We start from the raw sequence: 16,167 nt of genomic DNA on the forward strand, positions 1-16,167 counted from the left end.
AGCTAATTATTGCTCATCATTGGAATCGGAGAAATATCTAGCCTTAGCTTGTTCAGGGCTCATTAAAATTTCTCGAGCCTTACTGCCCATGCTAGGGCCAACGATTTTGAGGTCTTCCATTGTATCTACAAGACGTGCCGCACGGGTGTAACCTATACGGAAACGACGTTGCAACATCGATACGGAAGCTTGACCAGATTCCATAACGAGATTGACAGCTCGCTCTAATAATTCATCGCGGTAAACATCATTAGCATCAGAAGATTCTTTTTCAGCTTCCTTTTCCACTTCTTGAGTTACCGTATTATCATATTCTGGTTCTCGTTGAGCTTTCACAAACTCTACAAGTTTTTCTACCTCATCATCAGAAATGAAAGCCCCTTGTACACGAATAGGTTTATTAGCACCAATCGGAGCAAATAACATATCCCCTTTACCCAATAGTTTCTCTGCTCCTGCCATATCAAGAATGGTACGGGAGTCAATTTGAGAGCCTACAGCAAAGGAAATACGGCTTGGTACATTAGCCTTGATAGAACCGGTAATAACATTAACAGATGGCCGTTGTGTAGCAAGAACCATGTGAATACCTGCGGCACGAGCCATTTGTGCTAAACGACTAATAGATTCTTCAATATCATCAGGAGCCGTCATCATAAGGTCAGCTAACTCGTCAATAATCAACACGATTAGCGGCATTGCAGCCTTAGGATGCGCTTCATTATAGCTCTTGATATCGCGTTTACCAGATGCAGCAAACGCCTTATAACGAGCCTCCATTTCACGAACGGCCCAGCGCAATACAGCTGCCGCTTTTTTCATATCCGTTACAACTGGAGCCATCAAATGCGGAATCCCATTGTAAATAGACAATTCAACCATCTTAGGGTCGATTAATAATAGCTTAACCTCTTCTGGTTTACGACTAAAGAGAATACTAGAAATCAATGTATTTACACATACGGATTTACCAGATCCAGTCGTACCAGCTACGAGCAAATGAGGCATCTTCGCAAGGTCTGTAATAACAGGCTTACCTGCAATATCCTTACCAAGACCGACAGGAATACCTCCACGAGCATCTTTAAAGTCACTGCAATCAAGTACATCGCGTAAATGAACGGCTTCTGTCGTTTTATTAGGGACCTCAATACCGATGGCAGATTTCCCTGGAATTGGAGCCTCCATACGAATATGTTGCGCTGCCAAATTGAGGGCAATATCGTCTGTTAAATTAACGATACGACTCACTTTCACGCCTGGTGCAGGTTCAATTTCATAACGTGTAACAGTTGGCCCTTGTGTAGCATTAACAACCTTTGCAGTAATACCAAAGTCACTCAATACATGTTCAAGCATCATCGCATTTTGTGCTACTTCTTCACCATTGTTTTGACTCCCCTTCCCTTTCGCCAAAATATCTAGGCTTGGGAAATGGTAAGGTCTATCATAGGACCGATGAATCTGTCCATCTTTAGATACAGCTACTTGCGCCGTATCTTCTGTAGTACTAATAATGGACGGCACTTGTAACCCCATACCTGCCATACCTGCTCCAGCACTTACAGAGCTTGCAGCTGCACCCGTTCCTGGCACAGCGGAGGCAATAGCACCGTGATTCGTTTCTAATGGGCCTATTGTTGTATTTTGATAAGAGAATTTTGGTTCTTCATCATCAGAGTTTTCTACAGTTCCAACCTCATCTGAATACTCTTCATCTGGTGTATATGAATAGTCCTCATCTGGAACATATACATAATCATCACTCGTAGATCTATGCGTATCAGAGAATTGTTCAAAATCATCAGCTTCATAAGACTTCGCATCACCAGATGCTTCAGATATATTAGCCAATTGCTCAGCCGCACGATTACGTGCTTCTATCTCAGCCAATTCCTTCCAAGATGTAGGAGTTTTTTGTGACTCCATAGTAGTAACTATATCTTCAATAGGATCAACATCTATAGCTGTAGTAGAGTCAAAGAGGTCTCTGCCAGTAGCAATGCCTTGTTTTTCTAGTGCATCTAATGCTTGATCTGCTGCATCAGCAAAGCGTGTATCTTTTTCCCTGTTATAAGCTTTACGCTGTTCTGCCGCTTCTTTACGTTGTTCATTCCAATCTTCAAAGACTTCTTTTGCAACAGCAACCTTCTCAGCAGCTACCTCTTTTGCAACATCAAGGCCAACCTGTGTTTTGTCCGCAGCCTTTTGTAATCCACTGCGCAAAGACAAACGTGTCACCAGTAATCCAAAAGCTATGAGTAAGAATACATCAAGAATAATAGCCCCTAGATTGCCTAATAGTGTACGAAGGAATGTAGCAATTGCGCCACCTACGAAACCACCTTGATTAGCTAGTTGCGTAGTAATGAGTTCCTGCCCCTCAGGAACGCGCCACAAGGGAACAAGAGCTAACAAAAATAGAAAAAACAAGGTCATTACAACCCCTCGTTTTGTAATGGAAATAAATGTATCCTTATATAATAATCTCCAACCTAACCAGAAAACGCATAAACAAGGAATAATCCCCCCCAGTCCAAAGCCATAACGGAATATACCTGTTAAAATCTGTCCTACAAGGCCGAGTTCAAAGCCGAAAAAGCCCAGAAAGGAAATCACAGCAAAGGCAATAACAATAAGGCCTTTCACTTCGCTGCGCAAAGAAAAGCTTTGAGACTTTGATTGCTGTTTTGTACTTGTTCGCTTACGGCGTGTGTTGCGTCTTTTGGTGGAAGTATTTTCTTCTGCCATAAATCTATACAAACCCCTTACTTATATAACATTACAGTAAATTAACTTATCATTATATTATAGCATATATCGTAATATTAAGTTAATTTTTACAACGTTTCTCCCAGTCGTGAAGTAACTGTTCCTCAGTCCCTCTCTTTATGCCCTTATAGTAGGTTGCATCAACTAGAGGCGTTGGTAAATACTGCTGTTTTACAAATCCATTAGGATAATTATGAGCATACTTATAAGCTTTCCCATGGCCTAATTTACTAGCCCCGCTATAGTGACTATCTTTCAAATGATCCGGTACTTGTCCACAATCCTTATGTCGCACATCAGATATCGCGGCATCAATAGCTACATAAGCAGAATTACTTTTAGGTGCGAGAGCAACATAACACGCAGCCTCAGATAATATAATGCGCGCCTCAGGAAAACCTACCATATGAGCCGCTTGAGCCGCTGCATTGGCAAGTATAAGAGCTTGTGGGTCCGCAAGTCCTACATCCTCTGCTGCACAAATAACAATACGACGAGCAATGAAATTAGGATCCTCTCCAGCTTCAATCATACGCGCTAAATAATGTACTGTTGCCTGCACATCGGAGCCACGCATACTTTTAATAAAAGCTGAGATTGTATCGTAATGACTATCACCTTTTTTATCGTATGTATATATGCGACGACCTACGACCTTTTCGAGAACTTCAATAGTAATCATCCCCTCATCAGGAACCATAGCTGCTGCTTGTTCAAGAATATTGAGAGCCATACGCCCATCGCCATTGACGAAAATCCCCACATCCTCCAGAACTTCATCGGTTACCTGTAGATGGCGTTTGCCAAGGCCTACCTCTTCATCGGTAATGGCGCGACGTAAAATTTGACCGATAGCCTTTGGTGTAAGTGCTTCTAATGTAATAAGACGCAAACGAGATAATAGCGGTCTATTAACCTCAAAGAATGGATTTTCTGTAGTAGCACCAATAAGGATAATAGTGCCATCCTCTACACAAGGTAACAACACATCTTGTTGGCTTTTATTAAAACGATGAATTTCATCAAGGAATAGAATTGTGCGTTGCTGTAAAGAACGAACCCGTTTTCGCGCGTCTTCAATGATAGTACGCAACTCACCAATACCAGCGTTAGTAGCATTCAGATTCACAAAATGACTATTGCTCACCTTAGCTATGATTCCGGCTAATGTAGTCTTACCCGTTCCACAAGGCCCATAAAAAAGCATAGATGGTATTGTATCCTTCTCTACCATAGCTCTCAAGAAAGTCCCCTTACCTACGGCCTTCTCTTGACCATATAAATGATCTAGTTTAGTAGGACGCATTCGTACAGGAAGCGGCTCGTATGTATTTGTAGGTGTCATATCAAACAAACTATCCATTCTATCACCTCAATTCTCACTCAGTTTAACTGTCGTATTTTCATATCTATAACTATTCAATCAAAAAACAATTACTTCCCCGTCATAAAAGCCTAATAACATCAGTAACTCGGTAACACTGATAATATTGGCAAGACATTTATAACGTTTATGACATTTAGGACTCTTAAGATTTTAAAAAATTTAAATTCTTACCAAAGATATATTTATAGTATATGATATTTCAGTCTATTTTTACACGCAAAAAAGCCCCACCATGCCGTAATGTACCGCGTTTTGATCCTGCAAGGGCAGGTGGGTGTCCTCCTCATCCTGCAGTTGTCCCGTACGGGCGTAACGTTCAGACGAGAGTTCAGACTCCCAAAGTAAATGTGTTGGCTCAAAACTGCGATATCACACGCACATGGCAGGGATATCTTATACTTAAATAGTATCAGAAAGATTAGCAATTAACAAGTCTTGACATTTCGATTTTAATCAATTCTTGCCTATGTTTTTACACTAAAGATTGCTCTTGTTCTTCTTCTACATCGGATTTAATATGCAACTCTTTTAATTGCTTTGGTTCTACTTCAGATGGAGCTTGACTCATGATATCAGAAGCAGATTGAGTTTTAGGGAATGCGATTACGTCGCGGATAGATTGACGTTTTGCCATCAACATAACAAGACGATCAAGACCAAATGCACAACCTGCATGAGGAGGTGCACCATATTGGAATGCATCAAGCATGAAGCCGAATTTAGATCTTGCTTCTTCAATGGACAAGCCAATTGCTTTGAATACTTTTTCTTGTACGTCAGCTTGGTAGATACGCAAGGAACCGCCACCGATTTCTACGCCATTCAATACCATGTCGTAAGCAATCGCTTTTACATTACCAGGATCGGATTCTAATTTATCAAGATCCGCATGGCGTGGCATTGTGAATGGATGGTGCATTGCTACATAACGTTTTTCATCTTCGTTATATTCGAACATAGGGAAATCAGTTACCCATGTGAATGCCAATTTATCTTGGTCAATCATGTTCATACGACGTGCCATTTCAAGGCGTAGTTCACCTAATGCACGTGCCACAGTTGCAGGTTTATCAGCAATCATCAATACGAGGTCGCCACCTTTAGCGCCCATTTTTTCACCGATATTGCGAATTGTATCTTCACCTAAGAACTTCATAATTTGAGACTTGATGGAACCATCTTCGTTGAAGCAAGCCCATGCAAGGCCTTTGGCGCCGTAACGATTTACATATTCAACAAGGTCGTCAAGTTCACGGCGAGGAATGCCAGCATCACCAGGTACAACAATACCTTTAACTACGCCACCATTGTCGATTACAGAGCGGAATACTTTGAATTCTGTATCTTTTACAAGATCAGTTACATCAGTAAACGCCATATCAAAACGAAGATCCGGCTTATCAGAGCCGTATTTATCCATTGCTTCGTCCCATGTAATACGAGGCATAGGCAAAGAAATTTCTTTACCTAATGCAGTTTTAAATACATGAGCAATCATCTCTTCAAGCAATGCATAAATATCTTCTTCATCAACGAAGGACATTTCTAAGTCGAGCTGAGTGAACTCAGGTTGACGGTCTGCGCGCAAATCTTCATCGCGGAAGCAACGAACGATTTGGAAATATTTTTCATAACCAGCAACCATCAAGATTTGTTTGAAAATTTGTGGAGATTGTGGCAACGCATAGAATGTACCAGCATTTACACGAGACGGCACTAGATAGTCACGAGCGCCTTCTGGTGTAGATTTAGTAAGCATTGGCGTTTCAATTTCCAAGAAATCGCGGCTATCGAAGAAGTCGCGCATTGCTTTAGTTACTTTGTGACGCAAAATCAAGTTGCGTTGCATTTCTGGACGACGTAAGTCAAGGTAACGATATTTCAAGCGAATATTTTCATCTACATCGATATCATCTTGGATATAGAAAGGAGGAGTTTTAGCGGAATTCAATACGCGCAACTCTTCACAGAACATTTCGTATGCACCTGTAGGAAGGTTAGGATTAATAGCAGAATCATCACGTTTTGTAATAGTTCCACGCACGCAAAGCACATATTCATTACGAACATCCTCTGCTTTGTGGAACGATTCTACGTTGTGATCTGGGGATGCCACTACTTGTACTACGCCAGAACGATCGCGTAAATCTAAGAATATCAAACCACCATGGTCACGACGGCGTTCAACCCAACCACATAATACGACCTCTTTACCTACCTCTTGTTCAGAGATGGTGCCACAACCGTGCGTACGGTGTAAGCCTTGCATTGTTTCCATTCTAATTGTCATCCTTTCACCAAAGAAGTTATACGTTCAGCCACTGTATCAAGAGATACAGTCTCTTGTTCACTAGTATCCATGAATCGAATTATGGCTTCTTTACGAACCAATTCATCATCACCCAATATAATAACATATTTCGCATTAATTTTGTTAGCGTATTTTAATTGTGCCTTCATACTTTTGCCCTGCCCGTCCATTTCAACAGGAATATCAAGACTGCGAAGTTTTTGGCAAATTTTGAAAGCCTCTACCTTAGCCGCATCACCAAGAGCTACTACGAATGCAGATGGTTCTACAGTTGGTTCAGGCAATAGGTTTTGTTTTTCAAGAGCTAATAATAAGCGCTCCATGCCCATAGCAAAACCGATAGCTGGGGTATGCGGTCCATCGAGCTCTTCTACGAGACCATCGTAACGACCACCACCGGCTACGGCACTTTGAGCACCTAAAGGAGTATATTGTACCTCAAAGGCTGTCTTTGTATAGTAATCAAGGCCACGTACGAGACGAGGATTTAAAGTATATTGCACATTAGCTGCAGTTAAATAGGTTTTCAATTCTTCAAAATGATCATGACACTCTTCACATAAATGTTCGTGAATTTCAGGAGCACCTACGGACAAGGATTTGCATGTTTCATTTTTGCAGTCCAAGATACGCAAAGGATTTTTGTACAAACGCTCTTGGCAATCGCTACATAATTGTTCCTTTTTAGGTTCAAAGAAAGCGATTAATTTTTCTCGGTATACAGGACGACATGTTGGGCAACCTACGGAGTTTACTTCTACATTGAGGTCTTTAAGGCCAAAGTCTTTTAATAACTGTACAACCATACAGATAACTTCACTATCTACCACTGGAGATTGCGAACCTAGTACCTCTGCACCAAACTGGTGGAATTGACGATAACGACCCGCTTGCGGTTTATCATGACGGAACATAGGGCCCATGTAATACCATTTTGTGAGACCTTCTTTACCATATACTTTATTTTCTAAGTATGCGCGCACAGCAGACGCCGTATTTTCAGGGCGTAAGGTAAAGCTAGAACCACCGTCATCACCAGTGGTAAAGGTGTACATCTCTTTTTGTACTACATCTGTAGTCTCACCGATACCGCGTAAGAATAATTTAGTTTCTTCAAAGGCAGGTGTGCGAATTTCATTGAACCCATATACTTTACAAATTTCGCGCATACGTTGTTCAATATAATGCCAATGTATCATCTGTTCTGGCAAAAAGTCTTGTGTACCTCTTGGTTTTCTTATAGCCATTACACAACCTCCCAAAATCTTTCACAAATTCTATGTCGTTTCTCTAAAAGTGCATCTATCGTTTCGTGATAAACATCTACGTCTTTTGGCATATGCTGTTTAAGTTGACGATATTCAGGGGCGCGCATCCACTTGGATGAACTGCCAGGCCCCATAGATAGAATACTCTGCCGTTCTTCCATAATCTGGATATTATATTCACACGCTTTGCCAGGCAAGGTATAGCCAATATTCTCTAACTGCCCTCTCATATATTGTTGGCGATATAAATAATATGGCACATAACCAGCCGCTTCAAGACGCTCTTTACCATATTGTACCATTTCCGCCACAAGATGTTCTTCAGGAATATCATCTTCCATATGTAAATCGTACAACGGGCTACCACGTTTTAATGCTAACGTATGAATTGTAACATTTTCCGGCAGATTTTGACATACATAATCCATATTCTCTATCATGTTTAACATCGTTTGATTAGGCAAGCCTGCAATAAAATCCATATTTACGGCTAATGATGTATTGTTTTTTACATATTGTAAAAGTTCATCAATATCCCGTACACTATGGCCGCGTCCAATACGACGCAAAATATCATCTTGCATTGTTTGCGGGTTAATGCTAATACGATTCACACCTAGCGCAAGCATGGAACGTAGCTTTGTAGGATTAACAGAATCAGGTCGTCCTGCCTCTACAGTAAATTCATGACCTTCTGGTACGAGTAGAGACAACTGTTTTAGAACCTGGTGAAAGTCTTCATCCTTTAGCACTGTCGGAGTACCACCGCCCATATAGAGGGTATCTACGGTTAGATTATAAGATTGGATAATAGCTTTCATATCTTCTATATCACGGGTTAAAGCCCTTAGAAATTGACTTTTACCAGCATAATCCTGATAGAGACCATATGGAAACGAGCAATATACGCAACGCGTGTCACAGAAAGGAATACCACAATAGAGGCTTACCTTTTTATCATCTGTATCAGATAGAAATGGACGTTGATACTCGCCAATGGCCCCCAAAGTAGCAAGCTTTTCTATAGACACAGAAAACTCGTCCCGAATGTGACGAGTTGCTGCGTGGACAGAGCCATATGTATCTATATATTTATGTAGTAGCTTTGTAGGGCGCACACCTACCATGGTTCCCCACGGAGCCTCAGCAGGTAAGCCTTGATATTCACGCAAATAGCGCAACAAGGCTTGTCCAATTTGACGACGCCCCATAGAGGAAACAGGTCCTTCAAAAATCTGAACCGAATCACCAATAGTAACAGTTAATGTGTACATCCCTTCCATTTCATGCGCTTCAAGGATAACCTCTGGATGTACCTTATCAGAAAAGAGTCCTGCCGCGCCACAGTTATGAGCTACTACGGAGCCAAGTGGTAATGGCCCCGTATATAGATAACCATTAACCATGATGGGACATACGCTCAAGCTTTTCTAATTCTGCTTCAGTCATATGATTTTGGCAATCGCTACAGTAACCATATACTTTCAATTGATGATCAATGGTACGGAAGTTTAATTTCTTAGCGATAATAGACTCCAATGTTTCAAGCATGTCGTCTTCAAACTCAGATACTTTACCACATTTTACGCAAATCAAATGATGATGGAAATGAGCGAATTCTTCGTCATTTAATTCATAGCGATTACGGCCATCACCAAAATCAAGACGTTTTAACAAATCAAGTTCTGTGAAGAGATCAAGAGTTCTGTAAATTGTTGCCAACCCGATATCAGGTGCCACCTCTTTTACAAGAACATATACATCTTCAGCACTCAAGTGATTTTCATCAGCATCGATGAATGCTTGCAAAATTGTTTGACGTTGAGTTGTCAATTTGTACTTTTTGTCTTTAATGCGTTCTTTTAATTTTTCTAATGTTGTGTTCATAATAAATTTCCCCTCGACTGTAAAAAATAATTCGTTTAAACCTACTGACCAACGAATGGGTTGTATTGTTTTTCATACCCTATACTTGTTTCCGGTCCATGACCAGGATAAACCATTGTATTATCAGGCAATGTATAAAGCTGAGTCTTAATAGATGATATCAGGGTCTCATAAGAACCATTTGGAAAATCTGTACGGCCTACGGAATCTCTGAATAGAGTATCCCCTACAAATACAAGACCTTCCATATAATAACACACCCCTCCTGGCGTATGACCTGGTGTTTCAAGCACCTCAAGATCGATATCACCACATGTAATGTGATCACCTTGTTTAACCTCGATAATTTCCGCTTTTACCTTAATTGGCGTTGGATTGCTATAAGCACTAAGATTAAGTTCAGGATCAGATAAATACGGTACATCGCCTTTATGAATATATACAGGCACATGATAGATGTTTACAATCTCTTGAATGCCACCAATATGATCTCCATGACCATGTGTCAGTACAATCGCCTTCGGCTTTAAGTCATGTTTTTTTAGCGCATCTAGTACTTCAGCTGTTGCAGGATCGATAATGAAAGCTTCACCTATCGCTTTATCACCGATAACATAGCAATTTGTTCCTAGTGGACCTAAAGGCATGCGCATAAGCACTAATTGTTGTTCGCTCATTAAGCCCCTCCTTTACTACGTTGAACAGTATACACTTCACGAATACGACGCAATTTAGTCATTACGAAATCTAGTTGCGAAATATCCCGAATATCAACCACCAAATTGATGCTTACATTTTTTGTATCTTCTTGAACCTTAGCATTGATGTTAGTAATGGTGATTTTCAATTCTGAAAGCACCGCCATAACCTCCATGAGAATGCCAGCTCGATCATAAGCTTGAATATCAATGCCTACGTGGAAAGATTCGCCAGAAGAACCGTCCCAAGAGACTTCTATCATCCGCTCTAAATCTTCAGGTGAATGGCCCATGCTAGGGCAATCACAACGGTGAATAGAAACGCCACGACCACGGGTTATGTAACCTATAATATCATCACCAGGTACAGGATTACAGCATTTTGCCATACGCACCATCACACCAGCTTCACCTTTTACGAGAACACCAGTGCCATTTTTAGTTTTCTTTTGTCCTTGAGATTTTAACTTCTCAATAATTTGCTCTGTACTGCGCTTAGATTCCTCTACCTCTTTAGACTTTTTATAAAGTTCAATTAAACGCAAGAGAACCGTGCTTACAGGAATACCGCCATAGCCACAGGCTGCAAACATTTCCTCTTCTGTACCGGCTTTAAGTTGTTTCGTTACATGTTGTAAACGGTTGTCTGCACATAATTCTTTCCAATTATGATTCAATCGTTTTGCTTCTTTTTCAAGAGAGTCTAAACCTTTTTCAATATTTTCAGCTTTATTTTCACGCTTGAACCAATTGCGAATTTTGCTCTTACTTTCAGAAGAACCTACGATATTCAACCAATCAAGGCTAGGACGACCTGTTTTGGATGTGATGATATCAACAATATCACCATTTTGCAAGGTGTAATCCAGCGGTACAATTTTACCGTTTACCTTAGCACCTACACAATGATGACCTACATCGGTATGAACTCGATAGGCAAAATCAAGAGGTACAGAGCCTATTGGCAACTTAACAACGTCACCCTTTGGCGTAAATACAAATACCTCACCAGAGAAAACGTCTAATTTCAAAGCATTAACGAGTTCCGTTGGATTACTAGTATCTTGCCATTCAAGAACCTGGCGCAGCCATGCAACCTTTTGATCAAATTCTTTATCGCCGTTTTTATTTCCTTCTTTATATCGCCAGTGAGCGGCCACACCATATTCAGATACACGGTGCATTTCCCAAGTACGGATTTGAATCTCTACCGGTTGCCCCATCGTGCCGATAACGGTTGTATGCAAGGATTGATACATATTAGACTTCGGCATGGAAATATAATCTTTGAAGCGATAAGGCAATGGCTTCCACAAGCTATGTGCAATGCCAAGTACTGCATAACAATCAGGGATGCTATCAACGATCACACGAACGGCAAGCAAATCATAAATTTGGGATAAATCACGATTATCCTTTTTCATCTTCTTATAAATACTGTAGAAGTGTTTTGGACGACCTTTGATATCCGCCTTGATATGGGCTTCACTTAAGGCCTTTGTAAGTTGCCTCATCGTATCATTAACGATGTCTTCCCGGACTTGGCGTTTTTGTTTCATTTGATCGACTAGATCATAGTATTTTTCCGGCTCTAAATAACGGAAGGATAAATCTTCCAACTCCCATTTCACATTGAAGATACCAAGACGATGTGCCAAAGGTGCAAAGATTTCTAGGGTTTCCTTAGCAATACGCTTTTGTTTGTCACTACGCATATGCTTTAAGGTGCGCATATTATGTAAGCGATCACCCAATTTAATAACTACGACACGTACGTCCTTCGCCATAGCTAAAATCATCTTTCGATAGTTTTCCATTTGGCGATCTTCTTTGGTTTCATACTGGAATTGGTTTAATTTTGTTACCCCATCAACGAGGAATGCTACTTCAGAGCCAAACATCTCCTCTAGGTCTTCCTTCGAGTAAGATGTATCTTCAACCACATCATGCATTAGAGCTGCCATGAGTGTAATATGGTCGATTTGTAAATGTGCCAAAATATCAGCTACAGCTAGAGGATGCATGATATACGGTTCACCGGAAGCTCTAAACTGACCTTCATGAGCCTTATCAGCAAGCTCAAAAGCTTTCAATACTTGGTCACACTCATCATCTGTTAAATACGTATGGATATACTCCATAAACTCAGCTAAGGCTTTACTTTTATCAAATGTACTTTGTTCTACCAAAGCTTTGCCTTCTTCATTTACAGTTGTCATGATGTCACCTCCTATACACTATAAGTAAGGAATGTTACGGATGTGACAAGATCTAATTTCCCTTCAATGGCGTTCCATCTAAGCATTAATTGACCATCATCACTTGTATATTCTTCAACAATGCCCAATTCTTTAAATACATCAATAGATGTTAGAGCACTGCGATTATTCTGATCTGCCGGCTTACGGCGCAATATATCTTGTTCTACATTATAAACCGATTGACTACGACCTCGCATGGACTGTTTTATTATGACATACATTTGTCTAAGCCCTTCTGTAGAAAGCTTAATCGGCTCTTCAGTCAATGGTTCAATAGCTTGAATCATGAGTTGCGGAGAAACCATGCCTTGCCATTCATTCTTTTGCAAAGAAAATGCCACTTTTACCACAGTTCCCACAAAGATAAATTTAAATAAGTCTGGACGATTCCAAGCTATAGCATCTAATGTACCATTCGAAGTTTCAAATATTATCTTACAATGATTTTTTAATTGGCCCATGAGCATAATATCTTGCACGGTAGCTTCCATAATAGCAAAGACTGGCGTGCTATTGGCCATTCCATAAGGTTCAAGGTCTGATACGCGGTCAATGATATCGACATCGATATCATCAACAGGTAGTTCCGCATCAATAGCAACCACAGGAATATATTCCTCATCTGTAATAACTGCTTTGCAATACTTGGTTAACCGTTCTCGTAACTCATCAATACGATTTGCATCGATGCTAAAGCCTGCTGCCGCAGCATGCCCGCCAAACTGTAGCAAGATATCCTCACAAGATTTTAATGCATCATATATGTTAAAGCCATCTATACTACGGCACGAGCCTTTACCAACGCCATCATGAATACTGATGACTAAGGTTGGCTTGTAAAACTCCTCTACTAGACGAGAAGCAACAATACCAATGACTCCTGGATGCCACTCTTCGCCGGCCACAATAGTTACATAATCAGCTTTATGTCCTTGATTAGCTACATCAACACGAGCCAACTCATGAATATTTCGTTCTAACTCTTGTCGTTCACGGTTCGTTTCATTTAGTTCCTCCGCAATTGCCTCTACTATATCCTCGTCATCGGTCACAAGTAATTCAACTGCACGCGTTGCATGCGTTACGCGACCCGCTGCATTAAGACGAGGTGCTAAGGTAAAACCAATATGTCCAGATGTAATAGTTCGTTCATGAAGCCCAGCTACATCAATAAGCTTTTTAATCCCCAAGTTAGGTTCCCTATTCATCTTCTCAAGGCCTGATTTTACAATGATACGGTTCTCACCGACCAAAGGCACTACATCTGCCACAGTGCCAAGTGCAACGATATCTAAATCATCTAAGTACCATTCTCCGTGCTTTGTAAGCCACAAGGCTTGGCATAACTTAAAAGCAACACCTACTCCAGATAAGTTTTTATCCTTATATGGACAGTCCTTTTGCTTATGATTTATAACGGCCTTGGCTCGTGGAATCATATCAGGAGCCGTATGGTGATCCGTAATAATCATATCGATGCGGTCTCGTACAGCCTCTACAATATCGTAAGAACTAATGCCGCAGTCTACAGTAATGACTAAAGCCGTTCCCCGTTCAATAAGGTGCTCTAAAGCCTCTAAATTGAGGCCATACCCTTCACTTTGACGTTCTGGTATGTAATAGGTAACATCGGCACCTAATTTCTTTAAAAATCGATAAAGTACTGATGTTGCAGTAATACCATCTACATCATAATCACCATAAATGACGATTGGTTTGTGACTTTCAATTGTTTCCAGAACTAGTGAAACAGCCACATCCATATCTTTTAATGTAAATGGATCTAACAAATCTGACAAAGTACCTTGTAAATACTGACGACCTTCGTCTACATCAATGTGACGATTCACCATTAATTTAGCCACAATAGGGTTTACACCAAGTTCACGGATTAAGATATTCTCTTTCTCTTGATCACCTTTACAAAGGCGCCAACGTTTTTTCTTAATCATCATATCCCTCAGTAGTTTATAATCAATATTATTCTTGAATTCAACGTATTATCATTATCATTTTTATTTATTATACCTTAAAATGCAAATAAAATAAACTATTTTATATATTTTATTCTCATTTAAAGCTTGCTATTTTCTCAACAAGAAAGAGCCTCCTATTATCAATAGGAGGCTCCATATCAGTGAATTCCTTAGAACCGGAAGTCCCGTTCGCCGTCTTTCATCTGTGCAATATAAGCTTTAGCTTTATCTTTAACTAAATCATTTTTGATATTTTCTAACTGTTGTTCAATAACCTTAGAACCATGAGCCTTAGTTTCATCATTGCCGTAATCCATGATATATTCGTTCAATGTCATCAACGCATTTGGTTGACAACAGTTGTGAATTTGACCGGATTTTGCAAGAGCCATGAATCGATCCCCAGTTCTACCTGCACGATAACAAGCAGTACAGAAGCTTGGAACATACCCAAGGTCTAGCAACCAGTTAACGATTTCATCTAATGTACGCGTATCACTACGATCGAATTGTGCCGTATTATCTTCTGGCTTTTCTTCTTCTTTGTAACCACCTACACTAGTACGAGATCCACCACTAATTTGGGAGATACCTAATGCCAAGCCACGTTCACGCATGGATTGACTTTCACGAGTGGACATAATCATACCTGTATACGGTGTGGAGACGCGGATAAGAGCAACAATTTTTTCAAATACATCATCAGGTACAGCATTACTGAAATCATCTACATCGATATCATCCGCTGGACAAATACGAGGTACAGAAATAGTATGTGGACCTACCCCATACACAGCCTCTAAATGTTCTGCGTGCATCAACAAACCAACGAAATCGTATTTATAATGTTCCAAACCATAAAGAACTCCGATGCCTACATCATCAATACCACCTTGCATAGCGCGGTCCATCGCCTCTGTATGGTAGGCGTAGTCGCTCTTAGGGCCTGTAGGATGTAAAGCTTCATAGTTTTCTTTATTATATGTTTCTTGGAATAATGTATACGTGCCAATACCAGCTTCATGTAATTTTTTGTAGTCCTCAACGGAACAAGCTGCAATATTTACGTTTACACGGCGGATTTCACCATTTTTATTTTTGATACTGTAAATCGTCTTGATGGATTCCAAAATATATTCCAGTGGATTATTAAGAGGATCTTCACCAGACTCAATTACAATACGCTTATGACCCATCGCTTCTAACGCAATAACCTCTTCTCTGATTTGGTCTTGCGTTAATTTTTTACGTTTAATATCGCGGTTTTTGGAGTGGTACGGACAATACACACATCCATTGATACAATAGTTAGACAAGTATAACGGTGCAAATAGAACAATACGATCGCCGTAGATAGCCTTCTTGATTTCCTTTGCTAAAGCAAAAAGCTTTTCCTTATATTCAGGTAACGGACATTCTAAGAGAACTGCTGCTTCTCGGTGGTTTAATCCCTTAAATGTAGCAGCTTTCGCTAAAATAGCATCTAACAACTCCCTATTTTCCTTGTTTTCCTCTGCATAGGCAAGTGTGTCAAGGATTTCCTGATGGGAAATAAATTCCTCCGCCTTTGGAGATTTTACATCATACATAGTACTTACCTCAAATCT

General features: G+C 40.3%; 10 protein-coding genes and 1 other RNA gene. All 11 read right to left on the bottom strand.

Annotated elements, in window-relative coordinates; translation table 11 throughout:
* Window positions 1–6: 6 nt before the first annotated feature.
* On the bottom strand, window positions 7–2,751 hold the full coding sequence (locus AAA071_RS03120; protein WP_349234024.1) for an FtsK/SpoIIIE family DNA translocase: 2,745 nt from the start codon (window positions 2,749–2,751) through the stop codon (window positions 7–9).
* An 82-nt stretch (window positions 2,752–2,833) separates the two neighbouring features.
* The gene (locus AAA071_RS03125) at window positions 2,834–4,135 is read right to left on the bottom strand and encodes a replication-associated recombination protein A (RefSeq protein WP_128114049.1); all 1,302 of its coding nucleotides are present in this window, start codon (window positions 4,133–4,135) and stop codon (window positions 2,834–2,836) included.
* 244 nt (window positions 4,136–4,379) lie between these two features.
* A non-coding RNA gene (gene ssrS, locus AAA071_RS03130) (6S RNA) lies at window positions 4,380–4,551 on the bottom strand.
* An 80-nt stretch (window positions 4,552–4,631) separates the two neighbouring features.
* Window positions 4,632–6,437: an aspartate--tRNA ligase gene (gene aspS, locus AAA071_RS03135; protein WP_349234025.1), complete on the bottom strand. Its 1,806-nt coding sequence runs from the start codon at window positions 6,435–6,437 to the stop codon at window positions 4,632–4,634.
* Window positions 6,438–6,445: 8 nt separating this feature from the next.
* The gene (hisS, locus tag AAA071_RS03140; RefSeq protein ID WP_156697631.1) at window positions 6,446–7,717 is read right to left on the bottom strand and encodes a histidine--tRNA ligase; all 1,272 of its coding nucleotides are present in this window, start codon (window positions 7,715–7,717) and stop codon (window positions 6,446–6,448) included.
* Window positions 7,717–9,144 (bottom strand): coproporphyrinogen dehydrogenase HemZ, encoded by a 1,428-nt coding sequence (gene hemZ, locus AAA071_RS03145; protein WP_120055411.1) that lies wholly within the window; start codon window positions 9,142–9,144, stop codon window positions 7,717–7,719. Before hemZ ends, hisS begins: the two co-directional genes overlap by 1 nt.
* On the bottom strand, window positions 9,137–9,625 hold the full coding sequence (locus AAA071_RS03150) for a Fur family transcriptional regulator (protein WP_004696420.1): 489 nt from the start codon (window positions 9,623–9,625) through the stop codon (window positions 9,137–9,139). The genes hemZ and AAA071_RS03150 overlap by 8 nt, the downstream gene beginning before the upstream one ends.
* A gap of 41 nt (window positions 9,626–9,666) precedes the next feature.
* On the bottom strand, window positions 9,667–10,302 hold the full coding sequence (locus AAA071_RS03155; protein ID WP_349234026.1) for an MBL fold metallo-hydrolase: 636 nt from the start codon (window positions 10,300–10,302) through the stop codon (window positions 9,667–9,669).
* Complete coding sequence (locus AAA071_RS03160) at window positions 10,302–12,542, bottom strand: RelA/SpoT family protein (protein WP_155086103.1); 2,241 nt, start codon at window positions 12,540–12,542, stop codon at window positions 10,302–10,304. Before AAA071_RS03160 ends, AAA071_RS03155 begins: the two co-directional genes overlap by 1 nt.
* Window positions 12,543–12,553: 11 nt before the next feature.
* Window positions 12,554–14,536 (bottom strand): single-stranded-DNA-specific exonuclease RecJ, encoded by a 1,983-nt coding sequence (gene recJ, locus AAA071_RS03165; protein ID WP_227037096.1) that lies wholly within the window; start codon window positions 14,534–14,536, stop codon window positions 12,554–12,556.
* 194 nt (window positions 14,537–14,730) lie between these two features.
* The gene (gene hydG / locus AAA071_RS03170; RefSeq protein WP_077708570.1) at window positions 14,731–16,149 is read right to left on the bottom strand and encodes a [FeFe] hydrogenase H-cluster radical SAM maturase HydG; all 1,419 of its coding nucleotides are present in this window, start codon (window positions 16,147–16,149) and stop codon (window positions 14,731–14,733) included.
* Between the last annotated feature and the right edge of the window lie 18 nt (window positions 16,150–16,167).

Origin of the sequence: Veillonella parvula (genome assembly GCF_040097785.1) — a bacterium.
GTDB lineage: Bacteria > Bacillota > Negativicutes > Veillonellales > Veillonellaceae > Veillonella > Veillonella parvula_D.